Here is a 26597-nt window from a genome sequence, read left to right on the forward strand (position 1 = left end):
GTTTCGGGGTGAATGGCCGTCGCCCGGCCCCGCGAACGGGGGGGACCTCGCGGGGCGGGCGACGGGGGACGGTACCGGTCGGACCGCGGCCGGAGCCGCGGTGGGCGTCCGTCAGCTCCGCGTGCCGCTCGCCCGGCGACGCAGGAGCCAGGTACCGCCGACGGCGGTGGCGGCCAGGACGGCCACCCCCGCCGCGATCTTGGCGGGGTTGGTGGTGGTGGTCGTGCCACCGCCCACCCCGGTGTTGACGTGGCCCTGCGGGCCGCGCTCGGTGACGACCAGGTCACCGGTGGCGAACTTGCCGTTCGCGCAGGTCGCGCCGATGCCGTAGGTGCCGGGGTGGGTACTGGGGGACACCTGGAACTGCCCCACCACCACCTCCTTGTGGGTGCCCGGGACCAGCTTGAACCGGCCGCCGCCGACCGTCGTGGCATCGCCCTCGGCGTGGCTTCCCTTCCCGCAGGCGGTGGTGTTCACGGTGACGGTGGCGCCGGGGGCGGCGGACTTGGGCCACACCTCCAGCGGGGCGAAGTCCCCGGGCGCGAAGCCCACCATGCCGAGGTCGACGGCCGCGACCGCGCCGGCGACCGGGCCGATGAACGCGGCGGCGGTCAGCGCGGTCGCGGTCAGCACGTGTGCGGTACGTCGGCGCATGGGGTCACTCCTGGAGACACGGGGTCGTGCTTCCGAGATAACCCGGCCCGCCCGGCGCCCGCCTGCTGATGTCTCGTCAGGTCTGCCGGGGGATGGCCCGCCCGCAGGCCGTTCTCACAGGTCAAGGCCCTGTTCGAGGCCATCCGGGCCACACGTGCCGTCCGGGTGATCCAGCGGCGACGGCGGTGCGTACCGTGGTAGGGCGCAGGACGCGGCGGGCCTCTCGCGCCCGGCCGGCGGACCGCTGCGCCCGAGCCGAGGGAGGGCCCGTGACATCGGTCGAGCGGCCACAGGATCCGAGCGCCGCGCTCCCGTTCTTCGTATACGGGACCCTGCGCCCGGGCGAGGCCAACCACGACCTGTTCCTGCGTGGCCGCACCGCCTCGGAGGAGCCCGCCACCCTCCCGGACGCGGCGCTCTACGACGGCCCCGGCTACCCGTTCGCCCTGCACCGCCCCGGCTCGGCCGTCGTCGGGGAGCTGATCACCGCGGCGCCGGGCGCGTACGGGGAGCTGCTGGCCGCGCTGGACGTGCTGGAGGAGTACGGGGGCCCCGGCCGCCCGGGGAACATCTACGACCGGATCGCCCGCGAGGCCCTGCGCCCCGACGGCACCCCGGTCCGGGCCTGGGTCTATCTGGCGTCCCCGCCGTTGGCGCGCCGGCTGACGGAGGCGGGCATCGAGATACCTGGCGGGGACTGGCTGCGGCGGTAGCCGGCTGCGGCGGGGCCGGGTCGGGGCGGGGCCGGTTGCGCCGGGGCCGGGCGCGCGCCGGGGCGTCTCCTCGGGCGCCGAACGTGGCGAGGGGTCGGGTAGTGCGGCGGTGTTGTGTTCGGCGCCCTGCGGGGACGCCCCGGCACACACCCGGCCCCGCCGCAACCGGCGGGTGGGTCCGAAAGAGACGGGCTAGAGGCCCTCGGCCCCGCGGTTGCGCAGCCGCTGGCCGTACTGCTGGAGCACCCACAGCTCTTCCTGGACCGCGGCCAACTGCTCCGCCGGGGCCTGCGGGCCGAGGCGCGACAGCGTGCCCTGGATCTCGTGGACCCGGCGGTCGACGGCGCGCAGCCGCACCTGGACCAGCTGGACCCCGGCGTAGATCTCGTCCACCGTCTTCGCGTGGATGGCCTCGACGGCCAGCTCCGTGACGAGCGCGCGCACGGTGTCGTTCGGGGCGGCCTCGCGGACGCGGGCCAGGTAGTCCTCGGTGCCGAGCGAGGCGCCGCCCGCGTCCAGGATCGCCTGGCGCACGGCCGCGTAGGGCGGGGCCGTGAACTCGTCCATGCCGTACGCGTCGAAGGCAGGGGAGACCAGGGCCGGCCGCTGGAGGGCCAGTTTCAGCAGCTCGCGCTCGGTGCGGTGGGCCGGGCTGCGCAGGTTCAGCGCGGGGCCGCCGGCCGGCTGGGCGGCGGGCGCGGAGGCGGGCTCGGCTTGGTAGGACGGCCGGCCGCCGCCCCTGCCCTGCTGCGGGGGCTGGTTCCCGCGCTCCCGGGCCCAGCGGGCCAGTTGTGCGACCCGCTTGACCACGAACTGCTCGTCGCGGATGCCCAGCATCCCCGCCAGCTGGACCGCCGACTCGTGCTGGATCGCGATGTTCTTGATGTTCGCGACGACCGGAGCCGCCTCGTCCAGCGCGGCCGCCCGGCCCGCCGGGTTCTCCAGGTTGTGCCGGGCGACGAGGTGCCGCAGCGCGAACTCGAAGAGCGGGGTACGGGATTCCACCAGCCCGGAAACGGCCGCGTCGCCCTGCGCGAGGCGCAGGTCGCAGGGGTCCATACCGCCCGGGGTGATCGCGATCGAGGTCTCGGCGGCGAACTTCTGGTCGTCCTCGAAGGCCCGCAGCGCCGCCTTCTGGCCCGCCGCGTCGCCGTCGAAGGTGAAGATCACCTCGGCGGTGGCGTTGTCCATCAGCAGCCGGCGCAGGATCTTGATGTGGTCCCCGCCGAAGGCCGTGCCACAGGTGGCGATGGCGGTGGTGACCCCGGCCATGTGGCAGGCCATCACGTCCGTGTAGCCCTCGACCACCACGGCCCGCGAGGTCTTCGCGATCTCCTTCTTCGCCAGGTCGATGCCGTACAGCACCTGGGACTTCTTGTAGATCGCCGTCTCGGGGGTGTTCAGGTACTTCGGGCCGTTGTCGTCGTCGCGCAGCTTGCGCGCGCCGAAGCCGACCACCTCGCCGCTGATGTCGCGGATCGGCCACATCAGGCGGCCGCGGAAGCGGTCGATGGGCTTGCCGCTGCGGCTGTCCTGGGCGAGCCCGGAGGTGATCAGCTCCTTGTCGGTGAAGCCCTTGCCGCGCAGGAAGCGGGTCAGGTGGTCCCAGCCGGCCGGGCTGTAGCCCACGCTGAAGTGCGCGGCCGCGGCCTGGTCGAAGCCGCGCTCCGCCAGGAACTTGCGGCCGATCTCCGCCTCGGGGCTGCCCAGCTGGTCGACGTAGAACTGGGCGGCCGCCTTGTGCGCCTCGACCAGCCGGATGCGCTCACCGCGGCCGCTCGTGCCGGCGGTGTAGCCGCCCTCCTCGTACCGCAGGGTGATGCCGGCCAGGCCGGCCAGCCGCTCGACCGCCTCCGAGAAGGAGAGGTGGTCGATCTTCATGACGAAGTCGAGGGTGTCCCCACCCGCCTGGCAGCCGAAGCAGTGGTAGAGCCCCTTGCTGGGGCTGACCTGGAAGGAAGGGGACTTCTCGTCGTGGAAGGGGCAGAGGCCCTTGAGGTTGCCGCCGCCCGCGTTGCGCAGCTGGAGGTAGTCGGAGACCACGGCGTCGATCGGGACCGCGTCCCGTACCGCCTTCACGTCGTCGTCGTTGATCCGTCCTGCCACCCGTGAAGTCTACGGCCGGGCGACGACAATCCCGTCAGGCCCCCTCAGTGGAGATCAGCGACGTGAGCGGAACCGACGGGTCCGCCAGGGCCTCGCGGTCCACCGGCGCCTTTGACCTGATCAGAGCCTGGATGTGCTCGGTGACGTCCCACACGTTCACGTTCATCCCGGCCAGCACCCGGCCCTCCGACAGCCAGAAGGCGATGAACTCCCGCTTGCCCACGTCCCCGCGGATCAGCACCTGGTCGTAGCCGCCGGGCGGCGCGTACCCCGAGTACTCCAGGCCCACGTCGTACTGGTCCGAGAAGAAGTACGGAACCCTGTCGTACGAGACCTCCTGGCCCAGCATCGCCCGCGCGGCGGCCGGGCCGCCGTTGAGGGCGTTGGCCCAGTGCTCCACCCGCAGCCGGGTCCCGAGCACCGGGTGGTGGGCGGCGGCCACGTCCCCGACCGCGTAGATGTCCGCGTCGGACGTGCGCAGCGACGCGTCCACGGCGATCCCGCCGCCGTGCTGCCGGTCGACCAGGGCCAGCCCGGAGGTCTCCGCGAGCGCGGTCCGCGGCGCGGCGCCGATCGCGGCGAGCACCGCGTGCGCCGGGTGCTCCTCCCCGTCGTCCGTCCGGGCGGCCAGCACCATGCCGTCGTGGCCCACGATCTCGGTCAGCCGGGCCCCGAAGTGGAAGCGCACCCCGTGATCGGAGTGCAGGTCGCCGAAGAGCCGGCCGATCTCCGGGCCGAGCACCGCGTGCAGCGGTGTGGCCTCCGGCTCGACCACGGTGACCTCGGCGCCGTACCCGCGGGCCGCGGCGGCGACCTCCAGGCCGATCCACCCGGCGCCCGCGATCAGCAGGTGGCCGTTGTCCCGGCCGAGCCCGGCCAGTACGCCCTTCAGCCGCTCGGCGTGCGCGAGGCGGCGCAGGTGGTGCACCCCGGCCAGGCCGGTGCCGGGGATGTCCAGGCGGCGCGGCTCGGCGCCGGTGGCCAGCAGCAGCTTGTCGTAGTGCAGGGCCGTACCGTCCCCGAGGACCACCTTCTTGGCGTCCCGGTCGAGGTGCACCGCCGGCTGGCCGAGGTGCAGCTCGACGTCGGAGGCCGCGTACCAGGAGGGCTCGTGGACGAAGACGCTCTCGCGCTCCTCCTTGCCCATCAGGTACCCCTTGGACAGCGGGGGCCGTTCGTACGGATGGTCGCGCTCGTCGCCGATCAGGATCACCCGCCCCGTGAACCCCTCCGACCTCAGGGTTTCGGCCGCTTTCGCCCCGGCCAGCCCCGCCCCGACGATGACGAACGTCCGGTGTGCGTCGACCACGTGATGCCTCCTCATAACCTCTCCGCCACATGCGACCACATGCGAGCGTCCCGCACTGAGCCTGCCGCGTGAAGGGGGAGTGGCTCGATCAGCTCACCCTTCGGCGCGTCGGGTGCGCCGGGTGAGACGTGCGTGCAGGGAACGGGCGGATGCGTCGGTGAGGCACGCGATCTGGTCGATGACCGCGCGCTTCCTGGCCTTGTCGTCCGGGGCCGCGTCGAAGATCGCCCGGAACTGCGGGTCCAGGCCCTCGGGGGCGCGGGCGCTGAGTGCCTCCGCCAGTTCGGCCAGGACGATGCGCTGGTCGGCGCGGATCCGCTCCTGCTCGTCGCGCTGCATCACGTACAGGTCGGCGACGGCCTTGAGCACCGCGCACTCGTTGCGCGCCTCGCGCGGGACCACCAGTTCGGCGCCGTAACGGGTGAGGCGGCCCGAGCCGTACGCCTCGCGGGTGGCGCCCTCGGCGGCCAGGCAGAAGCGGCCGATCAGCTGGCTCGTGGCGTCCTTCAGACGGGCCTGGGCGACGGCCGAACCGTCGTACCCGTGCGGCCACCACTCCTGCTCCATCAGCCGGTCGAGGGCGGCCCGCAACTCCTCGGGCGCGGTGTCGGCGGGGACGTACCGGCCGATGGCGACCCGCCAGATCGCCGTGCGCTCGGGCTCGGCGAACAGCAGATTGGGATCGAGGTGGCCGGCGTGCAGGCCGTCCTCGAAGTCGTGCACGGAGTACGCGACGTCGTCGGCCCAGTCCATGACCTGCGCCTCGAAGCACTTGCGGTCGGCGGGGGCGCCGCGGCGCAGCCACTCGAAGACCGGCAGGTCGTCCTCGTACGCGCCGAACTTCACCGAGCCGGGGTCAGTGGGGTGGTCGCCGCGCGCCCACGGGTACTTGGTCGCGGCGTCCAGGCAGGCCCGGGTGAGGTTGAGGCCGACGCTGACGAGCTCGCCGCTCGCCGGGTCGGGCACGAACCGCTTGGGCTCCAGACGGGTCAGCAGGCGCAGCGACTGCGCGTTGCCCTCGAAGCCGCCGCAGTCCTTGGCGAACTCGTTGAGCGCCTCCTCGCCGTTGTGGCCGAAGGGCGGGTGGCCCATGTCGTGGGAGAGGCAGGCGGCTTCGACGAGGTCGGGATCGCAGCCGAGCGCGGCCCCGAGCTCCCGCCCGACCTGCGCGCACTCCAGGGAGTGCGTGAGGCGCGTACGGGGACTGGCGTCCCAGTCGTACGAGCGGCTGCCGGGGGTGACGACCTGGGTCTTCCCGGCGAGGCGGCGCAGCGCGGCCGAGTGCAGTACACGGGCGCGGTCGCGCTGGAAGGCGGTGCGGCCGGGCCGTTTGTCGGGCTCGGCGGCCCAGCGGTCGGTGTCGGCTGCGTCGTAGAGGGCGTCGAGGTCGTCTGCGGGGGCGTGCGCGGTGCCTTCCATGAAGAGACGGTAACCGGAACGACTGACAAACCGGGGTCAGGCGGAGACGAGTTCCGGCCGGGCGGGGTCGACGGGCAGATCGACGGGCAGATCGACGGGCAGGGCGAGGGCCTCGTCGTAGCGGTGCAGCAACAGGCGGGCCAGGGCCGGGTGGTCGCCCAGCGGGGCGGCGGCGAGGGCGGGCGCCGCCGCGGCGGTCTGGGTGGCGAAGCGGCCGGGGGCGGCGAAGTACGAGGCCACGGCTATCCGGTGGTGGCCGCGCGCGGCCAGGGCGCGGACCGCCTCCGGGGCGCTCGGCGCGGCGGCGGAGACGTAGGCCGGGACCACCGGGACCCCGCCGAGGCGTTCGGCGAGCATGTCGGCGGCGCGGCGGGTGTCGGCCGCCGAGTCGGGGTCGCGGGAACCGGCGGCGGCGAGGACGACGGCGGTGCCCGCGGTCCAGCCGGCCTCCAGGAGCCGCTCGTACAGGGCCTCGACGAGCAGCGGGTGCGGGCCCAGCGGGGCGGCGACGCGGGTGCGCAGACGGGCGGCCCGGGCGGCGGCCGCGGGCAGATCGCGCTTGACGTGGTAGCCCCGGCCGAGGAGCAGCGGGACGAGGACGGCCTCGCCGCGCAGCTCCCCGAGGACCTCGTCGAGGAGCGGCTCGTTCAGCTCGATGTGGCCGAGCCGGACGTCGAGCCGGGGACGGAGCTCACGGACGCGTTCGAGGAGGGCGAGGGCGGTGTGCAGGGCGCGCGGGTCGCGGCTGCCGTGCGCGACGGCGACGAGGGTGGGCTGCATGGGCGGACTCCGGGTCGGCGCAGGCCACTGAGCTGGGTGCCCAGCTGGACGGTGATGCGGCCGAGGAGCTCGGCGGCACTGTCGAAGGGAAAGGCGGGGGACTCGGGAGGGTGCACCGGCTCCGTCATGAACCGATCCTGCGTGCTGGAGGTTGCCGCAGCGTTGCGCCGGGGTGACGGGTGTTTTCCGGTTGCTCACAGGGCGGTCGGCGCGGGTGTCGGGGGCCGTGCCCTCCTGTGCCGGTGCCGGGGAGATCCGGCCGCTGCGCGGGGCAGATCCGGCCGCCCGGCGAACCACACGGGCCCCGGCGGCGTCCTGACCAGGGAAGCAGCAGCCGAGACACCAGGGGGATGGACGATGCGCGGACCGCGCCTGCCGAGAGTCACGTGGAGCCGGACGGTCGCGGCGCTGCGCAGTGTGCGGGCCCGGCGGCTGGCGGTGCAGACCGTCATGGCGGGCTGCGTGCTGGCGCTGCTTCCTTCGGCGTGGATGCACGCGGCGGCCGCCGACCGGCTGCGGACCACGTCCGACGCGCCCGCCGCCGGGGTGGCCGTGGTGTTCGGGGCGGGGCTGTGGCGGGGACAGCCCACCCCCTACCTGGCCGACCGGCTCGACGCCGTGGCCGAGCTGTACCGCACCGGCAAGGTCAAGGTCGTGCTGGTCACCGGGGACAACAGCCGCAGGGAGTACGACGAACCCGACGCGATGCGCACGTACCTGACCAAGCACGGGGTGCCGGACGGGCAGATCGTCAGCGACTACGCCGGCTTCGACACCTGGGACTCCTGTGTACGGGCCAAGAAGATCTTCGGGGTCGAGCGGGCCGTGCTGGTCACCCAGGGCTTCCACATCCGCCGGGCCGTCGCCCTCTGCCAGGCGGCGGGCCTGGACTCGTACGGCGTCGGGGTGGCCGACGTGCACGACGCCACCTGGTACTACGGCGAGACCCGCGAGGTCTTCGCGGCCGGCAAGGCGGCGCTGGACGCGGCCTTCAAGCCCGCCCCGCGCTTCCTGGGACCGAAGGAGCAAGGGGTGTCGCAGGCCCTGGCCGCTCTGGCAGACTGACGCGCCGGCTATGTCGATCAGTCATGTGCGAGGGGCGTGGGGACCGTGGCTGTGGTGGATCTGAGCGGCAAGGTCGTCGTCATCACCGGTGGGGCCCGCGGCCTGGGCGCCGCGGCCGCGCAGGCCGTCGTGGACGGCGGCGGCAAGGTGATGATCACCGACGTGCTGACGGCGGAGGGCGCCGAGACGGCCGCGAAGCTCGGCGGCGCGGCCCGCTTCATCAGGCACGACGTGACTGGGGGCCCCTCCCAGCGGTAGCTGGGGGAGAGGCGGACTGGGCGGCGGCGCTGGAGTACGCGGTCGCCGAGTTCGGGCGCATCGACGGCCTGGTGAACAACGCGGGCATCGCCGCCGGCCAGCTCCTGGAACACGAGAGCGTCGAGCACTTCCGCCAGGTCGTCGAGATCAACCTGGTCGGCGTGTTCATCGGCATCAAGACCGCGATCCCGCTGCTGCGCGCGAACGGCGGCGGCTCCATCGTCAACATCTCCTCCGCCGCAGGCCTGACCGGCCTCGCGCTGACCGGCGGGTACGGCGCCTCCAAGTGGGGCGTGCGCGGCCTGTCGAAGATCGGCGCGGTCGAGCTCGCCGAGGCACGGATCCGCGTCAACTCCGTGCACCCGGGCATCACGCTGACCCCGATGACCGCCCCGATCGGCATCCAGGCCGGCGAGGGCAACTACCCCGGCGCCCCGATGGGCCGCGTCGGCGTGCCCGAGGAGATCGCGGCCGCGATCGCCTTCCTGCTCTCGGACGCCGCCGCTTACATGACGGGCGCCGAGCTCGCCGTCGACGGCGGCTGGACCGCGGGCCTGACCGTGAAGCACCTCACCGGCCAGTGATCCCGGCTCACCGGGCAGTGATCCCGGCGGCCTCACCGCAGGGGGCGGACGGCGCTGAGGTGGAGCACCCGGACTTGTAACGCGCCGCGGCGCCCCGCGTAACACCGCCGACGCACGCTGGGCCGTATGCACATCTCGGACTCCGCCACCGCCACGCACTGCCCGTACTGCGCACTGCAGTGCGGCATGAACCTGCGCCCGGAGCCGGGCGGGGCGGGCGTGACGGTGGAGGAGCGCGCGGACTTCCCCGTGAACCGGGGTGCGCTCTGCGGCAAGGGCCGCACCGCCCCCGCCGTGCTCTCCTCCCGGGTGCGCCTGACCGAGCCGCTCGTCCGCACCCACGCCGGACGGCTCGAACCGGCCACCTGGGAGGAGGCCCTCGACGCCGTCGCCGAGGGCCTCGCCCGCACGGGCCGCGCGTACGGGCCGGACGCCGTCGGCGTCTTCGGCGGCGGCGGGCTCACCAACGAGAAGGCGTACGCGCTCGGCAAGTTCGCCCGCGTCGCGCTGCGCACCTCGCAGATCGACTACAACGGCCGCTTCTGCATGTCCTCGGCCGCCGCCGCGCACCAGCGGGCCTTCGGGCTCGACCGCGGGCTGCCCTTCCCGCTGGAGGACATCCCGCGCACCGGCTGCGTGATCCTCGTCGGCTCGAACCTGGCCGAGACCATGCCGCCCGCCCTGCGCTACCTCACCGAGCTCAAGGCCAACGGCGGCACCCTGATCGTCATCGACCCGCGCCGCACGCGTACCGCCGAGCAGGCCGATCTGCACCTGGCCCCCCGCCCCGGCACCGACCTCGCGCTCGCCCTGGGCCTGCTGCACCTCGTGGTCGCGGAAGGCCGCACCGACGAGGAGTTCATCGCCGAGCGCACCACCGGCTGGGAGGAGGCCCGGGCCGCCGCGATGGCCCACTGGCCCGAGCTGGTGGAACGCATCACCGGAGTCCCGGTCCCCAAACTCCGCGAGGCGGTAGGGCTCTTCTGCGCCCCGGAATCCGCCATGGTCCTCACCGCCCGCGGCCCCGAGCAGCAGTCCAAGGGCACCGACACCGTCGGCGCCTGGATCAACCTGTGCCTGGCCACCGGCCGGGCCGGCCGCCCGCTCTCCGGCTACGGCTGCCTCACCGGGCAGGGCAACGGCCAGGGCGGCCGCGAGCACGGCCAGAAGGCCGACCAGCTCCCCGGCTACCGCAAGTTGACCGACCCGGCGGCCCGCGCGCACGTCGCCGGCGTCTGGGGCGTCGACCCCGACAGCCTCCCCGCCCCCGGCCGCAGCGCCTACGAACTCCTCGACGCCCTCGGTACGGACGTCCGCGCCCTCCTCCTCATGGGCTCCAACCCGGTGGTCTCCGCACCCCGCGCCGCCCACATCGAGGACCGCATCCGCTCCCTGGACTTCCTCGCGGTCGCCGACGTCGTCCTCTCCGAGACGGCGGCCCTCGCCGACGTGGTCCTCCCGGTCACCCAGTGGGCGGAGGAGACCGGCACCACCACCAACCTGGAAGGCAGGGTCCTGCTCCGCCGCCGGGCCCTGACCCCGCCGCCCGGCGTCCGCACCGACCTGTACGTCCTGCACGGCCTCGCGGCCCGCCTCGGCGTCGAGAAGGGCTTCCCCACCGCCCCCGAGGAGGTCTTCGACGAGCTGCGCCGCGCCTCGGCGGGCGGCCCGGCGGACTACTCGGGCATCAGCTACGCCCGCATCGAGGCAGAACAGGGCGTCTTCTGGCCCTGCCCGGACGGCTCCCCGGGCACGCCCCGCCTCTTCCTGGACCGCTTCGCCACCGACGACGGCCGGGCCCGCTTCGTCCCCGTCTCCCACCGCGACGCGGCCGAGGTCCCGGACGCCGACTACCCCCTCCTCCTCACCACGGGCCGCGTGGTCGCCCAGTACCAGTCCGGGGCCCAGACCCGCCGGGTGGACGAGCTCAACGCGGCCGCCCCCGGCCCCTTCGTGGAACTCCACCCGCGCCTCGCCGCCCGCATCGGCGCCGTCGACGGCAGCCCCCTGGCGGTGACCTCCCGCCGCGGCCGCGCGGTGGCCCCGGCCCGCATCACGGACACCATCCGCGCGGACACGGTCTTCATGCCGTTCCACTGGCCGGGCGAGGGCCGCGCCAACACCCTGACCAACCCGGCCCTCGACCCGATCTCCCGCATGCCGGAATTCAAGGTCTGCGCGGTCCGCGTCGAGCCGGCCTAGGCGGATCCGGGGCATCCGGGCCTCCGGGCCTCCGGGCCTCCGGGCATTCGGGGCCTCCGGGGCCTCCGGGGCCTCCCAGAACAGCTTCAGAGCAGCGGATGTGCGTCACTTTCGACTCGGACATGCGTGCGATCCGCATCGGGGTTCCCGCCGGGGGGTAACCATCCGGTCACGCACCGGACTCAGAAAGTGCTCGCACGCCCCTCGTGGGCGCGATGTGTCGTACCCCACACTGAGGTGCGGTGCCCCCGTCCTCGGAGCCCTGGAGGTCGCCCCCGTGCAGACCCGGACCCTGACCGTGAACGTGAGCGAGTCCTCGGAGGCCAAGGCCGTGGACGAAGAGCCCGAGGTACTGGAGCTGATCGAGCCGGTGCCCGCGCCGCGCAGGCGGAGCAGTGGCGACAGTGGGGGCGGAGCAGGACCTTCCGCCGATCTGTTCCGGCAGTACCTCCGCGAGATAGGCAGGATCCCGCTGCTCACCGCCGCCGAGGAGGTGGACCTCGCGCGGCGCGTCGAAGCCGGGCTGTTCGCCGAGGAGAAGCTCGGCAGCACCCCCGATCTCGACTCCCAGCTCGCCGTCGACCTCGACAAGCTCGTCGTCATGGGGCGGATGGCCAAACGCCGTCTCATCGAGTCGAACCTGCGGCTCGTCGTCTCCGTCGCGAAGCGGTACGTGGGCCGCGGGCTCACCATGCTCGACCTCGTGCAGGAGGGGAACCTCGGGCTCATCCGGGCCGTTGAGAAATTCGACTACGCCCGCGGCTACAAGTTCTCCACCTACGCCACCTGGTGGATCCGGCAGGCGATGTCCCGGGCCCTCGCCGACCAGGCCCGGACCATCCGCGTGCCCGTCCACGTCGTCGAGCTGATCAACCGCGTCGTGCGCGTACAGCGCCGCATGCTCCAGGAGCGCGGCTACGAGCCCACCGCCGAAGAGGTGGCCGTCCACCTGGAACTGACCCCCGAGCGGGTCCTCGAAGTGCTCCGCCTCGCCCAGGAGCCGGTCTCCCTGCACGCGCCCGTCGGCGAGGAGGACGACGTCGCGCTCGGCGACCTCATCGAGGACGGCGACGCCGCGTCCCCCGTGGAGTCCGCCGCCTTCTTCCTCCTGCGCGAACACCTGGAAGCCGTGCTGTCGACCCTCGGCGAGCGGGAGCGCAAGGTCGTCCAGCTGCGCTACGGGCTCGCCGACGGCCGCCCCCGCACCCTGGAGGAGATCGGCCGGATCTTCGGCGTGACGCGCGAGCGGATCCGCCAGATCGAGTCCAAGACCCTCAACAAGCTGCGCGACCACGCCTTCGCCGACCAGCTGCGGGGATATCTGGACTGACGACGGCGGGGCGCCCCGCAGGGCGCCCCCATCCGCCGCAGCCCCGGCCGACCTAGTCGACCTCGACGACCGCCTGCGAGAACTGCGCCGCGTACAGCCGCGCGTACGCGCCGTCCGATGCCAGCAGCTCCTCGTGCGTGCCCTGCTCCACGATCGAGCCGCTCTCCATCACCAGGATCACGTCCGCGTCGCGGATCGTGGACAGCCGGTGCGCGATCACGAAGGACGTACGGCCGTGCGCGAGCCGCGCCATCGCCTTCTGGATCAGCACCTCGGTACGGGTGTCCACCGAGCTCGTCGCCTCGTCGAGCACCAGGATCACCGGGTCCGACAGGAACGCCCGGGCGATGGTGATCAGCTGCTTCTCGCCCGCGCTGACGCCCGCGCCCTCGTCGTCCAGGACGGTGTCGTAGCCGTCCGGCAGGGTGCGGATGAAGCGGTCCGCGTGGGCCGCCCGCGCCGCCTCCTCGATCTCGGCGCGCGTGACCTCGCGCGCGGCACCGTAGGCGATGTTCTCCGCGATGGTGCCGCCGAACAGCCAGGTGTCCTGGAGCACCATGCCGATGCCGCTGCGCAGTTCCTCGCGCGTCATCTTCGCGATGTCCACCCCGTCGAGGGCGATCTCCCCGCCCGTGACCTCGTAGAACCGCATCAGCAGGTTCACGAGCGTGGTCTTGCCGGCGCCCGTCGGGCCGACGATCGCGACCGTGTGGCCCGGCTCGACCGTCAGCGAGAGGTTCTCGATCAGCGGCTTGTCCGGCTCGTAGCGGAAGGCCACCTCGTCGAAGGTGACCTGGCCGTGCAGCTCCTGCGGGCGCTCCGGCACCTTGGCGTCCGGCTCCTGCTCCGCCGCGTCCAGCAACTCGTAGACCCGCTCCGCCGAGGCGACGCCGGACTGTACGAGGTTCGCCATCGAGGCGACCTGCGACAGCGGCATCGAGAACTGCCGCGAGTACTGGATGAAGGCCTGCACGTCACCGATCGACAGGGTGCCCGAGGCCACCCGGAGGCCACCGACGACCGCGACCAGCACGTAGTTGATGTTCGATATGAAGAACATCACCGGCTGCATGATGCCGCTGACCAGCTGCGCCTTGAAGGAGGCCCGGTACAGCGCCTCGTTCTGCTCGGCGAAGACGGCCGCGGACTCCTTCTGCCGGCCGAAGACCTTCACCAGCGTGTGCCCCGAATACATCTCCTCGATGTGGGCGTTGAGCGCGCCGGTCGTCTTCCACTGCGCCACGAACTGCGGCTGCGACTTCTTGCCGATCTTCGCCGCGACGAAGACCGAGACCGGCACGGTCACCAGCGCGACCAGCGCCAGCAGCGGCGAGATCCAGAACATCATCGCGAGCACGCCGACGATGGTCAGCAGCGAGTTCAGCAGCTGTCCCATCGTCTGCTGGAGCGTCTGCCCGATGTTGTCGATGTCGTTCGTGGCCCGGCTGAGCACCTCGCCGCGCTTCTGCTGGTCGAAGTACGACAGCGGCAGCCGCGACAGCTTCGCCTGGAGCTCCTCGCGCATCCGGTACACGGTGTCGTTCATGACGTGGTTCGACAGCCGCGTCGCCACCAGCATCAGCAGACCGGCCAGCGTGAAGGCCACGAGCGCCCAGATCGCCACGACCCCGACCGCGCCGAAGTCGATGCCCTTGCCCGGGGTGAAGTCGGTGCCGGACAGCATGTCCGCCATCCCGCCCCGGCCGTCGGCCCGCATCCCGTCCAGCGCCTGCTGCTTGGTGATGCCCTCCGGCATCTCCCGGCCCACGATCCCCGCGAACACCAGGTCGGTGGCCTCGCCCAGGATCTTCGGGCCGACGACGGCGCAGCCGACGCTGGCGACCACGGCCGCGACCATGCCCCACAGCTTGGCCCGGTCCTGCGCGAGCTGGCCCAGCAGCCGCTTGCCCGAGCCCTTGAAGTCCATGGACCTCTGGCCCGGGCCCATCATCCGTCCTCCGGGTCCGCTCATGCGGCCTCCGCCTCCGTCAGCTGGGAGAGCACGATCTCCCGGTAGGTCTCATTGCCGGCCATCAGCTCGTGATGGCGTCCCTCGCCCACGACCGCGCCCTCGTCCAGCACGATGATCCGGTCGGCGTCACGGATCGTGGAGACCCGCTGGGCGACGATGACCACCGTCGCCTCCTCGGTCTCGCGGGCGAGCGCCGCGCGCAGCGCCGCGTCCGTCGCGTAGTCCAGGGCCGAGAAGGAGTCGTCGAAGAGGTAGATCTCCGGGCGCTGCACGAGCGTGCGGGCGATGGCCAGGCGCTGGCGCTGGCCGCCGGAGACGTTCGTTCCGCCCTGGGTGATGGGGGCTTCGAGCCCGCCCTCCAGCGCGGAGACGAACTCCTTGGCCTGGGCCACTTCCAGGGCGTGCCACAGCTCGTCGTCGGTCGCGTCAGGGCACCCGTAGCGCAGGTTGGAAGCGACCGTTCCGGAGAAGAGGTACGGCTTCTGCGGAACCAGGCCGACCGTCCTGGCCAGCAGCTCGGGGTCGAGCCAGCGGACGTCCTCCCCGTCGACCAGCACGTAGCCGCCGGTCGCGTCGATCAGCCGCGGGACCAGGCTCAGCAGCGTGGACTTGCCGCTTCCGGTGGAGCCGATCACCGCGGTGGTCTCGCCGGGGCGGGCCGTCAGGCTCACGCCGCGCAGTACCGGGGCCTCGGCGCCCGGATAGCGGAAGTCGGCGCCGCGCAGCTCCAGCACGCCGCAGGCGGGGAATTCGCGCACCGGGTCGGTGGGCGGGACCACGCTGGAGTGGGTGTCCAGGACCTCCTGGATGCGCTCCGCGCAGACCTCGGCGCGCGGCACCATCATGAACATGAAGGTGGCCATCATCACGGCCATGACGATCTGCATCAGGTAGGCGAGGAAGGCCGTCAGCTGGCCGATCTCCATGCCGCCGCTGTCGACGCGCATCGCGCCGAACCAGATGACGGCGACGCTGGAGATGTTCACGACCACGATGACGGTGGGGAACATCAGGGCGAGGAGCTTGCCGGCGGCCAGCGAGACGCCGGTGAGGTCGGCGTTGGCGTCGCGGAAACGGTCCTTCTCGTAGTCGTCGCGGACGAAGGCGCGGATCACCCGGTTGCCGGTGATCTGCTCGCGCAGCACCCGGTTCACGGTGTCCAGGCGCTCCTGCATCTGGCGGAACAGCGGCCGCGTCCTGAAGACGATGGCGCCGACCGAGATGCCGAGCACGGGCACCACGGCGAGCAGGACGCCCGACAGCCGCACGTCGAGCGAGAGCGCCATGGCGATGCCGCCGACGCACATGATCGGGGCCGAGACCATCAGGGTGAAGGTCATGAGCACCAGCATCTGGACCTGCTGGACGTCGTTCGTCGTACGGGTGATCAGCGACGGGGCGCCGAAATGGCCGAGCTCCCGTGCGGAGAAGCTCTGCACCCGGTCGAAGACGGCGGCGCGGACGTCCCGGCCGAAGGCCGCCGCCGTGCGGGCGCCGTAGTAGACGGCGCCGACGTTGCAGACGAGCTGGACGAGCGAGACACCGAGCATCAGCGCGCCGAAGCGCAGGATGTAGCCGGTGTCGCCGTTGACGACACCCTTGTCGATGATGTCCGCGTTGAGGGTGGGCAGATAGAGGCTCGCGCTGGTCTGCAGGAGTTGCAGCAGGACCAGCACGGCGATCGGTTTCCGGTACGGCCCCAGGTGGGTCCGCAGAAGTCGTATGAGCACGCGCAGGCTCCGGTCGGCAAGATCGAGGGGTTCACCTCATCTTGGGCCAACCGGGGGGCCGATCCCCAACGGATTTCGCAAAGCCCGGTCAAAAGGACTACGGCGTGCCGGGCCCTGCGACCCAGGGAAAGTCCGGCCGGAGTCCAGTGGCAGTCCGGCAAGACACCCCCTAGAACGCCCCGGGGTGGATCTGCTCCCGCGTCGCCACGTACTGCTGGCGCACCGCCTGCCACGCCGGGAGCTCCTCGCCCGGCTCGAAGACCTGCGCCGCGGGGGTCGGCCAGAGCGGCGGGGTGTGCGGGGACAGCGTGCCCTGCGCCACCCCGAGCGCCCAGGCCGCCTGGCGCGCCGCGCCCAGCGCCGCGTAGTCGGCCGGCGCCGGTACGACGACCTGCGTCCCGAACAGCCCCGGCGCGGCGGCCTGTACGGCGGGCAGCTCGGCCGCCGCGCCCAGCAGGAACACCCGCCGGATCTCCACCCCGCGCGAGCGCAGCACGTCCAGCGCGTCCACCAGCCCGCACAGCATGCCCTCGAAGGCGGCCCGGGCCAGGTGCTCCGGCTTCATCGAGTCCCGGCGCAGCCCGGACAGGGTGCCGGCGGTGTGCGGCAGGTTCGGCGTGCGCTCACCCTCCAGGTACGGCAGGAGTACGAGGCCGTGCGCGCCCGGCGTCGACTTCAGCGCGAGCTCGGACAGCCCCTCCAGATCGGTGCCGAGCAGCTCGGCGGTGCCGCGCAGGGCCCGTACGGCATTGGAGGTGTTCACCACCGGCAGGTGCATGCCGGTGGCGTCGGCCAGGGAGGTGATCAGCCCGCCCGGCTCGGACAGCGCCTCGTGGTGCACCGCCATCACCGAACCGGAGGCGCCGAGCGAGACCACGGCGTCGCCGGGGCCGAGCCCCAGCCCGAGCGCGGCGGCCATCGTCTCGCCGGTGCCGGCGGAGATCAGCAGCCCCTCGGGCGTGGTTCCGGCGGCGTCGGCCGGGCCGAGCACCTCGGGCAGCAGCGCCTGGTGGCCGAGGGCCCGCTCGACCAGGTCGGGCCGCCAGGAGCCGGAGGCCGCCGACCAGTAGCCCGTGCCGGAGGCGCCGCCCCGGTCGGTGGTCCGCCGGGCCGGCCGGCCCAGCAGCTGCCAGACCAGCCAGTCGTGCGGGGACATCAGCACGGCCACCCGGCGGGCCGCCTCGGGCTCGGTACGGGCCAGCCAGGCCAGCTTCGCGATCGGCTGCGCGGCGTGCGGGACGCTGCCGACGGCCTCGGCCCAGGCGTGGCGGCCGCCGAGCGCGTCGATCAGGTCGGCCGCGGCGACCTGGCCGCGCTTGTCGTTGCCGACGAGGGCGGGGCGGACGAGCGCGCCCTGCCCGTCCAGCGGCAGCAGGCCGTGCTGCTGCGCGGAGACCCCGATGGCCTGGACGCCTTCCAGGATCCCGCCGCCGGCGGCCTCGCCGAGCGAGAGCAGCCAGGCCTGTGGATCGGTCTCGTGGGGGTTCGCGCCGTCGGGTTCGCCCGTGGGCTGCGGATGGGGCGCGTACCCCTGGCGCAGCACGGCACCGGTCTCGGTGTCGCAGACGATGATGCGTGTGAAGGCGGAAGAGCTGTCCAGCCCGGCGACTATCCCCATGCGGTGAATTCTGCCGCACGCGGGGCCGGTCCTGACCTTTCCGGAGTCCCCGGAACCTCACAGGTCCCGGGAACCTCACGCCATACCCGGATCTCTCAGGTGTTGCTGGTGCCCCAGTCGTCCTCGGAGGCGCCGCCGCCCGCCCGGTCGCGCAGTCCCCGTACCCGCCCGGCCAGGGCGTCCGGGACGGCGTCGCCGACCTTCTCGCTCACCGCGGCGAAGGCCTTCCCGGCGAACTCGCGCCCGGTGTGGCCCGCGCTCTCGGCGGCGTTGCGGACCGCGGGGTTCTGCGCGAGCTCCCGCGCGGACTTCTTCAGCTGTTCGTAGCGCTCGCGCCCGGCCCGGGTTCCGAGGACGTACCCGAGGGCCAGTCCGACCACGAACGTGACCTTGTACCGCATGCCTGCCACCCTTCGTCGTGTGGTGCCCGGCCTGCTGTCGATACCGATTGGCGGAGCACCCCCCTGCTTGCGCTAATCTATGACTCGCAACGGGCACTCGCCCCCCGGCAAGGCCGGAGGTGGGCTGTTCGATGCACCGCAGCAATCCCCTGTAGCTCAATTGGCAGAGCAGCCGGCTGTTAACCGGCAGGTTACTGGTTCGAGTCCAGTCGGGGGAGCGCGGTCCCCTGTAGCTCAATTGGCAGAGCATTCGGCTGTTAACCGGAGGGTTGCTGGTTCGAGTCCAGCCGGGGGAGCAAGGAAGAAGAAGAGGGCCCCACGGGGTCCTCTTCTTTTCTTTGCCACCCCGCTCGGGAACCGGGCAGCCCTCAGCGCGGTCTCTCTGAACAGGCGAAGCCGATCATGCGAGGCATCCGAGGCAGGAGATCGTATGAGCGGCTATGCTGCGGCAGACGGCGCGCACACGTGTACGCGCCACGCCGTGAAGGGGCGGTAGCTCAGCCGGTTAGAGCAGCGGACTCATAATCCGTCGGCCGTGGGTTCGAGTCCCACCCGCCCCACCACACACCAGATGTGCAGAAACGATCTGACCAGCATCTTTGCTGGCGGCGTGAGTCACTTCGGTGATCCTGGCGGCCCTCCGGGGCCGCCTTTCGCGTTCCATGGGCGCTGCGGGGACACAGCGGGGACGCGGCGGCAGCGACGCGGGGACAGACGTCACCCGGTGCTGACGGAAGCCTTACGGGTGCCCTTCAGGAAGCGGCGCACCGGCTCGTCACGGCCCATCACCGCTGTGCGGTCGATCACGAGGCGAACCAGCGCCATGGTCTTCTTCTGGTCGTCCGGGATCCGGTCCGCGAGGTTCTCAGTCCGGATGACCTCGTAGCCCTGCTCCACGCAGTGGGTCCGAAGCCATGCCTCGGCCGTCTCAGCCGCACGTTCAGCCGCTTGGACCTCCGCGCGAATCTGGCCGAAAACTTCACCGCCGGCGGCCGCTTGAACGCCGATCGTCCACTGCGGGCCCCGGGCGGAGCTGGCGGCGTGAGCGAACAGCACCGCCACGTCCTGGGCGAAGGCGCTGTCCGGGATCGTGAGGGCCTTCTTGACCGTGTAGGTGAGCTCACCGCCGCGAGGTACGACGGCGACCGTCGACTCGGCCTCGGTCCGGAACAGCTCGGGCAGGACGCTGGTGTAGGTGTCCGAGGTGATCTGCCGCGAGCTGTGGCCGAGGCGCTCCTGGACCACCTTGATGTCGTTCTTGGCGAGCAGGGCGAGGCTGGCCGAGAGGTGGCGCAGGTCGTGCAGGCGCACCGGCGGGAGACCGGACAGCTCAACCAGCCGCTTGAACCGCCGGCTGATCCAGTCGGGGTGGAGTGCAGCGCCGTTCTCCATGGTGAAGACGCAGCCCGACTCGACCCACGCCTCCTCGCCCTCCCACTCGGCACGTTCGCGCTCCTGGTTGGCCCGGTGCGTGGTCAGGACGCGGCCGGAGTGACTGCTGATGCTCATGGTGCGGACGCTGTCGGCCTTCGGCTCTTCGCCGTAGACGCGGTACGCGACCTCGACGAGCTGTGCCGAGATCCGCATCCGTAGAGCGGTCAGGCTGACCTCCGTCCAGGGGAGGGCTGCCATCTCACCGCGGCGCGGCCCGAGAAAGGTGAACGTGTCCCACAGGGCGTAGAGGCGGTCATCCGCCACGAAGTCCAGGAACTCGCCAGCCTGCTCGGGCGTCCAGACCATCACAGGGCCGGGCTTCTCGCCCGTGCGCTTCCAGTGTTCTACGCGCTCGGGCGTCCACACCAACGGCTTGGGCCGCTTGACGGGAGGCAGCTCAATGAGCGCCGCCCAGTTGGTCTGGTATTCGAGCCGCTTGATCCCGCTGTTGAGGAAGCTGCTCAGGGTGGCGTTGATGCGGTGGAGCGTGGCCGGCCCCGTGATCTTCCGCAGGCCGCGCGCGCCCTCCCTCAGGGCGGCGTTGGCCGCTAGGTAGGCGCTGCGGGTCTTGCGCCGCTCCTCGGGCTTTCCGGATGCGCGTATCCATGCTTCGTGCGCGGCGTCGCGCACCTGGGTAAGTTCCATGACCCGGCCGTGGTGAAGCAGGCGTTCCGCGTTCTCCTTCTTGATGGCCGCGTACATGGCTTCGATGTGCCGCGCGTGGAGGTCGTTGCGCTTGATGTGCCCCAGGTAGGGCATGAGGTACAGCCGGATGTGCCCCTCGTACCCGTGCGAGGTGGTCCGGGCGAGGCTTCCCTTCCGCTCAACCCAGGCGGTGAGGTCCTCCCCCACGGTGGCCGAACTCAGGACATCCGTGACCCCCTCGGCCTTCCTGAGCGCCTTTTTGGCCTCTGTCTTGGCCTTGTCCTGGGTCTCGAAGCCGCCGCGGCGCACTCGCCGGCGCCTGCCGTTCTTGCCGGGCTCCAGCTCGAAGTAGAAGTACCAGGTCGAGTGCCCCTTCTGCTTGAGCTTGGGGCAGGTGGCTCCGACCTCCTTCATCTTGGGCGTGCCGTCGCTCAGGAGCACCGGCCCGCCGGCCTCGTTGAGGACCGGGACCTTGCATGCGCACCTCCTGAAGTAGCTGATGTCAGTCATGACTCTCCCCCTGCTGATGTGGCCTGCGTGCTGATCTTTGCCGCTCTGTGAGACATGTTGCCCCAACACTGGAGTGTTGGAGTATTCTTATGTCTACGTTGGCGCGGGGGAGAACGCGACGACGAGATGACAGTGAAAGAGAGTTCGGGAACCGGCTCCGCTGGGATGACCTTGGAGGAGCTGCTGGCCCTTCCGCCGACGGTCAACGTGTCGACGGCGGCGCGGGCGCTCGGCATCGGTGTGCACAAGGCGTACGCCTTGATCAGGTCAGGTGACTTCCCCGTGAAGACGCTGCCGCTCGGCGGTACAACGCGCGTGCCAGCTGCCGCCTTGTGGCGTGTGCTGGGCGTTGAACCGCCGGGCCGCTAGCAGCGGCGACGGTCGTCGATCTTGAGACGGAACGTGCCATTGGTACGGACCGTGACCTAGGATCGGCCCGCCACGGGGGAGAACAAGAAGAGATCGGACGGAACCGCATGCCACGGCTCTACGGATTCGAGGACAACTCGCGGCGCCGCCTCCACGAAGACGAGGTCGGGCCGCTGCGAGAGATGGCCAGCCGCGCCCTTCTGGACCCTCCGCAGTCCGACGCGGATATCGCCGTGTGGGCCAACGCCCAGGGCTACCGCGGGACCCTCGGGGGCGAGTGGAAGGACGCGAGCATCGGCCGCCTCCTCAAGAACCCCGCCATCGCCGGGCTGCGGCGAGACGAAAACGGCGAGCTGGTCGACGCCGGCCACCCCGGGGCCATCACCCCTGCGGAGTTCACGGCCCTGGAAGAGCGCCACGCCAAGCGGAAGAGGGCAACGCCCGAAGCCCCCTACTCCTATCTCCTCACGGGAGACGTAGGGGGCATCGCCTCGTGCGGCAAGTGCAAGCAGCATCTGACCGGAGCTCGCAACAACGCGGGGAGTCCCGGGTACCGCTGCCGTCCGAAGGACAAGCAGGGAGTGGGCGGATGCGGCGAGGTCCGTGTGGACGCAGAGCTCCTTGAGACCTACGTCGCCGAGTACCTCGTTGCCGAACTGCTCAAGCCCGACGTGCGGGCGAGCATCGAGGCCGCACAGGAGGCCGCTCGCGCTCAGGTCGAGGACCTCAAGAACGCGATTGCGGAGCAGGAGGAGCGAGGACGCGAGGTCGCAGAGCTGTACGGCCGTCGACAGATAGGCCGAGACGCCTTCCTCGCCGCTCAGAACGCCGCGACCGACGAGCTCAAGGTCAGCCGAACACGCCTCCGGTTCGCGGAGCAGATGGCCAACTTCAAGCTGGGCGACGCCCGGGACCTCGTCCGGTGGTGGAACACGGCCCCGCACGCCTCCAAGCAGGTCATCGCCTTGCTGCTCCTGGAGGGCGTGCGGGTGTTCCCGGCCAGCGCGAAGGGCGTGCGAACGATCGAGCCCGGACGCGTGGTGTTGGACTGGCGGAAGGGTCGAGCCGTTACGCCGTGACCTGGTCAGCCTTCCGCTGAGTGAGCCGTCGGCCGACCATGGCCATCGTGAGACCGGTGATCAGAGCCACCGTCGCCAGGCCGGCGAGGAGGGGAGAGACGATCTCTTCGTACCGCAACGGCCAGGGGTGCTGGAGGTAGTGGAGCACCAGGTACGAGCCCTTGCTGATCGCGTAGGCGACGCCGAGGACGGCTGCGGCCGCAGAGGTGGTGAGACCTCGGGAGGTCCAGCTATAGCCGCGACGAGACGTCGACAGGGCCATCCCGGAGCAGAGGAAGGCGATCTCGCCGCACGTGATGGCGACGTAGGTCAGGTAGACCAGGAGGTAGACGGTTACGCCAGGTTCCGCCGCGAAGGCGGTGGTGAACTCCATCTCGGGCCCGGTGGTCGCGATGAACAGCGGCAGCATCGCGGCCAGGACGGCGATGCCGAGAGCAACCCGCGCGTACAGGCTGGCCTTGAGCACCTCGTAGTTGTACGACCAGTCCACCAGCATCAGCTGGAGGCTTCCACACCACAGCACGGCGCAGATGTGCGCGCCGAGCTTGGCCGAGTTGTTCATGCCGGTCAGGTCTTCAAGAAGGCTCTCGACCGCCGGCACGGCCAGGAGGACGCCGATCGTGCAGACACCGAAGGCAACTGCTCGGGCGGCGCGGGCGATCCGGTACTCACTCCGGTCACGCAGCCGCCAGGCATCTCGGGCGGAGTACCACGTCCCTACGATCCCGACCAGAGTGCATATGCCAAAGACGATGCCGTCCATGATGGTCTTTCAGAGTCCTTCCAAATCAGAGACGGCCCGATCGGCAGCCTCGGTAAACGACAGACGGCGACGCCGGCCGGGTCGCGGCGGCTCCACCATGGGCGGCAGCTCCGGCACCTCCGGGATGTTGGTGTCGGCCTTACCGTGTCGCCTTCGGATTGCGCGCGCGGCCTCCACCAGCTCCGCGGCGCCCGTTTCCCCCAGGTCGTGAATGAGCCGCAGCGCCTCCCGGGCGTCCGCCTGCCCTTCATAGACCTCCAAGGAGGTCAGGCCGTTGTACCCGGGAAGGAAGAAAGCTACCGGAGCGTCGAATGCGCGTGCGAGTCCGAGGGTCTGTGATGTTTTCGGGTCGCTCTTCTCGCCGTTGAGGAGGTCGGCGATGACCTGATGGGTCATCGCCGGCTTGCCGCCGGGGGTGGCCGCAGTGGCAGCCTCCAGGGCTCGCAGGCTGGGGCTCTTACCGGCGCGGCCAGCCTTCCGGCGCAGCAGCAGTGCCAGCTTGCTCGCCAGGGGGATGTCGAGGCCGGGAGGCATAGGCGGGTCCTTCGTGGCGGCCACCCGAGCGGCCGCGATGGATGGTGGCGGGTCTGGCTGGGTTGCGGCAGCCAGGGCAGTTGGGAACCTATCGGTCCGATCCATTGTCTATCTTCATTGACATTAGGTCACTCTCCGAAGCAGGATCGTTGTAGATCCGTTGGATCATGATGCTAGAGGTGCGGGCGTGCCCGCCCTCTGGGCTGCGGCGGTGCTGAGCGCACCGATGTGCGCCAAGGTGTGCCGCGTACGTTGGTGTGTCGGGATCTAAGTCCTGCTGTGGAGGGTGGGGGAAGTGACTGTGCAACACGGAGGGGTGCGGCGTGGCGGTCGAACTGGAAAGGGTGCTTGCGCGACTGGGGGAGTCGCGCGGCGAGCGGTGCGTAGACCTCGGGGGCGATGCAGCGCATGACCTGCTCGCCGGCCTCGCGATCGTCGCCCCCTCGGCCGTTCCCCGGCGGCGACCAGGTCCACCCCGCTTGAACTCCGGGGTGTGCAGCGGGGCAGAGTGAGCCGGGCCCGGCGTGACCTTCTGGTCGCGCCGGGCCTTTGACGTGCAGAAACTTTCAGGCAAATGTGGACCCACCTCAGGAGTGCATATAGAATAGAAACAGAAGGAGTGGGGAGGAAACCTCACTCCGAACGACCTCTTGGAGAATCAGATGGGTACCAAGCACGCCAGCCTGAAGCTCGCTCAGATCCACCGCAACGAGGGCCAGCCCCGCGAGCACTTCGACGAGGCCGAGCTCCAGGAGCTCGCCGACTCGATCAACGAGCACGGCCTGCTCCAGCCGATCGTCGTCCGCAAGCGCGAGGCCGGCGGGTACGAGATCGTCGCCGGCGAGCGCCGCTTCCGGGCCCACGAGATCGCGGGCAAGATCACCATCGACGCCCGCATTATCACCGGTGCCGACGGCGAGGCCATCGACGACGCGGCCGCCTTCGAGAAGGCCATGGTCGAGAACATCAACCGGGCCGACATGCTGCCGCTCGAAGAGGCCAAGGGCTTCAAGAAGCTCGTGGACATGCAGGGCCCGGACATCGAGCACAAGGACGCGGTCCTCATCGTCGCCAAGAAGGTCTCGAAGACGGTGCCCTACGTGAACGCCCGCCTCGCCCTCCTCGGCCTGCGGCCCGAGATCGCCTCCGCCGTCAACCTGGCCCACATCGGCACCCAGGCCGCCGTGCAGATCGCCGCCCTGTCCAAGGACAACCAGAAGGGCGTCTTCGAGAAGTGGAAGAAGGGAGACCTGACCGACAACCAGCTCGTCCACATCGCCTACGCCATGCGCAAGCAGGAGAAGGCGGCGACCCAGCAGTCCATGGTCGACGTTGAGGAGATGACCCCCGAGCAGAAGGCCGAGCGCACGAAGGAGACCGCCAAGGCCAAGACCACACTCGACGAGATCGAGCGCCTGTGCGCCCTGCTGGAGGGCATCGCGAAGACCGACGCCCAGCACCTCTCCAAGCTGCTCACCGGGGAGGTCAGCCAGCGCCTGGAGCAGCTGGACCGTGCCGCCAAGCACCTGGAGAAGGCCCGCTTCCAGGTCCGCCAGGCCGTCGCCCACGCGGAAGCCAGCTCCATCATCGTCAGCGCCGAGGCGAAGGCGCCGGACCTCGCCGCAGAAGCCGAGGCGCTGGTAGCAGCCGCCACCAGCGGCGCAGACGCCGAGGGAACGGAGGCCGCCGCTGAGGCGGACCCGGCGAGCGCCGCCGAGCCGCAGGCAGCCGAGGCTGAGCCGGAGCCGACCGACATCGCCGCCGAGACGGCCGAGTCCGCAGCCTGACCAACCCTCCAGGGCGGGCTGCCCCCAACGGGCCGCCCGCCCCCTTCCAAGGAGCCCGCAGTGATCAACGAAATCCACTCCATGCGCAACGTCCGCGAGGGCCTCTTCTCGGCACCGACGCCGGGCAACGCCCTCAAGGAGTACGACCCGGAAGTCCAGAGCCTCGTCGAACGCGCGGCGGCCTGCCTCATCCTCGCCCGCGCCGGCCAGGGGGACGAGGCCGCCCGCGAGGCAGACAACCTCACCCGCTGCGCTACGGCCGAACTCCTCCGCGCCGCCGGCGGGTCCGTCGACACACGGTTCGCGCTCATGGTTACCGCCCGGCTCGTCGAACTCGAAGCCGAGCTGGTGCAGGTGCGCGCCGCCTCCCGTGTCCAGGACGGAAACGAGGACCGATCGTGAAGATCGACGCCGACGTGCTCGAAGCCATCCGGGCCGCCCGCTGCGAAGGGTCGGCCCTGTACCTCACCGGACAGCTCGAAGACCGCCTCTACCAGCGCGTGAACCTTGCCCTCTCGGCGGTCGGGGGAAGGTGGGACCGCAAGAAGCGCGGCCACCTCTTCCCCGCCAACGCGGCCGACGCCATCGCCGGTCTGCTCGCAGAGGGGGAGGTCACCACCGACGCCGAGCGCGGCTACTTCCCCACGCCGCCTGCGCTCGTCGACGAGATCCTCGACCTTGCCGACCTGCAAGCAGGACAGGAAGTCCTCGAACCGTCTGCCGGTATAGGCGCCATGGCCGAGCGGATCGCTGATCGTGGCGGCGTGGTTGACTGTGTCGAGCTTGACCCGCGCCGCGCCAAGATCATCCGGAGCCAGGGATACGCCCGGCAGGTGACCGTCGCGGACTTCCTCGTCCTGCCGGTGTCCGCGCGCTACGACCGGGTGGTCATGAACCCGCCGTTCGCCAAGCAGCTCGACATCCGCCACGTGCAGCGAGCACTTCGGTACGTCCGCCCCAACGGGCTGCTCGTAGCAGTCATGTTCGCTGGCCTCACCTTCCGGACCAACGCGCTGGCGGCGGACTTCCGAACCCAGGTGCGCGAAGCCCGCGGCACCATCACGCCGCTACCGGATCACTGGTTCAAGGGCATCCGCACCGTCTTGACTGTGATCCCCGTGCGCCCGCAGCTGTCCGAGCTGGCAGGGCGTCGTACCGCCGAGGCGCCGGTGTCGGAGCAGAGGGCATCTCAGGAAGGCCTCTTCTGACCCCAAAAGATAGATACCAACACTGCGAAGTGTTAGTGTCTACTTGCTGGTCGGCGGTACGAGGACGCCGACCAGCGACGCCGTGGCATGCGGCAACTCCTCGGTGCCTGGCGGGTGGCCAACCCCC

21 protein-coding genes, 3 tRNA genes and 1 pseudogene are annotated in these 26597 nt (G+C 71.2%); 13 read left to right on the forward strand and 12 right to left on the reverse strand.

Going from position 1 to position 26597, the window contains the following annotated elements; all coding sequences use genetic code 11:
- Positions 1–111 precede the first annotated feature (111 nt).
- On the reverse strand, positions 112–654 hold the full coding sequence (locus tag ACZ45T_RS05320) for a hypothetical protein (protein ID WP_468437674.1): 543 nt from the start codon (positions 652–654) through the stop codon (positions 112–114).
- A 269-nt stretch (positions 655–923) separates the two neighbouring features.
- Here ACZ45T_RS05320 and ACZ45T_RS05325 point away from each other — a divergent pair, with 269 nt between their 5' ends.
- Positions 924–1367: a gamma-glutamylcyclotransferase family protein gene (locus ACZ45T_RS05325; protein ID WP_468437676.1), complete on the forward strand. Its 444-nt coding sequence runs from the start codon at positions 924–926 to the stop codon at positions 1365–1367.
- 192 nt (positions 1368–1559) lie between these two features.
- On the opposite strand, the gene dnaG is transcribed toward ACZ45T_RS05325, so the two are convergent.
- The 4 genes from dnaG to ACZ45T_RS05345 form a co-directional block, all read right to left on the reverse strand.
- On the reverse strand, positions 1560–3473 hold the full coding sequence (gene dnaG / locus ACZ45T_RS05330) for a DNA primase (protein ID WP_468437678.1): 1914 nt from the start codon (positions 3471–3473) through the stop codon (positions 1560–1562).
- Between the two features lie 34 nt (positions 3474–3507).
- Positions 3508–4782, reverse strand: coding sequence for an NAD(P)/FAD-dependent oxidoreductase (locus ACZ45T_RS05335; protein WP_468437680.1), 1275 nt, complete (start codon positions 4780–4782; stop codon positions 3508–3510).
- 93 nt (positions 4783–4875) lie between these two features.
- The gene (locus tag ACZ45T_RS05340; protein WP_468437682.1) at positions 4876–6201 is read right to left on the reverse strand and encodes a deoxyguanosinetriphosphate triphosphohydrolase; all 1326 of its coding nucleotides are present in this window, start codon (positions 6199–6201) and stop codon (positions 4876–4878) included.
- Between the two features lie 36 nt (positions 6202–6237).
- Positions 6238–6981, reverse strand: a complete 744-nt coding sequence (locus tag ACZ45T_RS05345; RefSeq protein WP_468437684.1) for a sirohydrochlorin chelatase — start codon at positions 6979–6981, stop codon at positions 6238–6240.
- A 357-nt stretch (positions 6982–7338) separates the two neighbouring features.
- On the opposite strand from ACZ45T_RS05345, the gene ACZ45T_RS05350 reads away from it, so the two are divergent.
- The 4 genes and pseudogenes from ACZ45T_RS05350 to ACZ45T_RS05365 all read left to right on the forward strand — a co-directional run bounded on the left by ACZ45T_RS05350 (position 7339) and on the right by ACZ45T_RS05365 (position 12420).
- The gene (locus tag ACZ45T_RS05350) at positions 7339–8046 is read left to right on the forward strand and encodes a SanA/YdcF family protein (protein WP_468437686.1); all 708 of its coding nucleotides are present in this window, start codon (positions 7339–7341) and stop codon (positions 8044–8046) included.
- 51 nt (positions 8047–8097) lie between these two features.
- Positions 8098–8888: pseudogene (locus ACZ45T_RS05355) on the forward strand (SDR family oxidoreductase).
- 126 nt (positions 8889–9014) lie between these two features.
- Entirely contained in the window at positions 9015–11090 is a 2076-nt protein-coding gene (locus ACZ45T_RS05360; RefSeq protein WP_468437688.1) for a molybdopterin oxidoreductase family protein, read from the forward strand.
- Positions 11091–11367: 277 nt separating this feature from the next.
- Positions 11368–12420 (forward strand): RNA polymerase sigma factor, encoded by a 1053-nt coding sequence (locus ACZ45T_RS05365; RefSeq protein WP_468437690.1) that lies wholly within the window; start codon positions 11368–11370, stop codon positions 12418–12420.
- Positions 12421–12472: 52 nt separating this feature from the next.
- Here the strand turns inward: ACZ45T_RS05365 and ACZ45T_RS05370 are convergent, their stop codons facing one another.
- The 4 genes from ACZ45T_RS05370 to ACZ45T_RS05385 form a co-directional block, all read right to left on the reverse strand.
- Positions 12473–14392, reverse strand: coding sequence for an ABC transporter ATP-binding protein (locus tag ACZ45T_RS05370; protein ID WP_468437692.1), 1920 nt, complete (start codon positions 14390–14392; stop codon positions 12473–12475).
- Positions 14389–16122, reverse strand: a complete 1734-nt coding sequence (locus ACZ45T_RS05375; RefSeq protein ID WP_468437694.1) for an ABC transporter ATP-binding protein — start codon at positions 16120–16122, stop codon at positions 14389–14391. Before ACZ45T_RS05375 ends, ACZ45T_RS05370 begins: the two co-directional genes overlap by 4 nt.
- Before the next feature lie 169 nt (positions 16123–16291).
- Positions 16292–17740, reverse strand: coding sequence for an FGGY family carbohydrate kinase (locus tag ACZ45T_RS05380; protein ID WP_468437697.1), 1449 nt, complete (start codon positions 17738–17740; stop codon positions 16292–16294).
- A gap of 95 nt (positions 17741–17835) precedes the next feature.
- On the reverse strand, positions 17836–18150 hold the full coding sequence (locus tag ACZ45T_RS05385) for a YtxH domain-containing protein (protein ID WP_468437699.1): 315 nt from the start codon (positions 18148–18150) through the stop codon (positions 17836–17838).
- A gap of 136 nt (positions 18151–18286) precedes the next feature.
- On the opposite strand from ACZ45T_RS05385, the gene ACZ45T_RS05390 reads away from it, so the two are divergent.
- The 3 genes from ACZ45T_RS05390 (at position 18287) to ACZ45T_RS05400 (ending at position 18704) form a co-directional block, all read left to right on the forward strand.
- Positions 18287–18359: transfer RNA gene (locus ACZ45T_RS05390), tRNA-Asn, on the forward strand.
- Between the two features lie 5 nt (positions 18360–18364).
- Positions 18365–18437, forward strand: a tRNA-Asn gene (locus tag ACZ45T_RS05395).
- Between the two features lie 190 nt (positions 18438–18627).
- Positions 18628–18704 (forward strand) — tRNA-Ile (locus ACZ45T_RS05400).
- A 154-nt stretch (positions 18705–18858) separates the two neighbouring features.
- Here ACZ45T_RS05400 and ACZ45T_RS05405 read toward each other — a convergent pair.
- Complete coding sequence (locus tag ACZ45T_RS05405) at positions 18859–20730, reverse strand: tyrosine-type recombinase/integrase (protein ID WP_468437701.1); 1872 nt, start codon at positions 20728–20730, stop codon at positions 18859–18861.
- A 165-nt stretch (positions 20731–20895) separates the two neighbouring features.
- On the opposite strand from ACZ45T_RS05405, the gene ACZ45T_RS05410 reads away from it, so the two are divergent.
- On the forward strand, positions 20896–21099 hold the full coding sequence (locus tag ACZ45T_RS05410) for a helix-turn-helix domain-containing protein (RefSeq protein WP_468437703.1): 204 nt from the start codon (positions 20896–20898) through the stop codon (positions 21097–21099).
- 107 nt (positions 21100–21206) lie between these two features.
- A complete protein-coding gene (locus tag ACZ45T_RS05415) occupies positions 21207–22178 on the forward strand; it encodes a recombinase family protein (protein ID WP_468437705.1) in 972 nt (323 codons plus the stop codon).
- Here ACZ45T_RS05415 and ACZ45T_RS05420 read toward each other — a convergent pair.
- Positions 22168–22941 carry a hypothetical protein gene (locus ACZ45T_RS05420; protein WP_468437707.1) on the reverse strand — a complete coding sequence of 258 codons (774 nt, stop codon included), beginning with the start codon at positions 22939–22941 and terminating at the stop codon, positions 22168–22170. The genes ACZ45T_RS05415 and ACZ45T_RS05420 overlap by 11 nt on opposite strands.
- A gap of 9 nt (positions 22942–22950) precedes the next feature.
- A complete protein-coding gene (locus ACZ45T_RS05425) occupies positions 22951–23475 on the reverse strand; it encodes a hypothetical protein (RefSeq protein WP_468437709.1) in 525 nt (174 codons plus the stop codon).
- Positions 23476–24137: 662 nt separating this feature from the next.
- Here ACZ45T_RS05425 and ACZ45T_RS05430 point away from each other — a divergent pair.
- Genes ACZ45T_RS05430 through ACZ45T_RS05440 form a run of 3 tightly spaced genes read left to right on the forward strand, consistent with a single transcriptional unit; the run spans position 24138 to position 26470 of the window.
- Complete coding sequence (locus ACZ45T_RS05430) at positions 24138–25262, forward strand: ParB/RepB/Spo0J family partition protein (RefSeq protein ID WP_468437711.1); 1125 nt, start codon at positions 24138–24140, stop codon at positions 25260–25262.
- A gap of 60 nt (positions 25263–25322) precedes the next feature.
- Complete coding sequence (locus ACZ45T_RS05435) at positions 25323–25664, forward strand: hypothetical protein (protein WP_468437713.1); 342 nt, start codon at positions 25323–25325, stop codon at positions 25662–25664.
- Positions 25661–26470 carry a methyltransferase gene (locus ACZ45T_RS05440; protein ID WP_468437715.1) on the forward strand — a complete coding sequence of 270 codons (810 nt, stop codon included), beginning with the start codon at positions 25661–25663 and terminating at the stop codon, positions 26468–26470. The genes ACZ45T_RS05435 and ACZ45T_RS05440 overlap by 4 nt, the downstream gene beginning before the upstream one ends.
- Positions 26471–26597 lie beyond the last annotated feature (127 nt).

Source organism: Streptomyces sp. NPDC030995 (assembly GCF_055571215.1).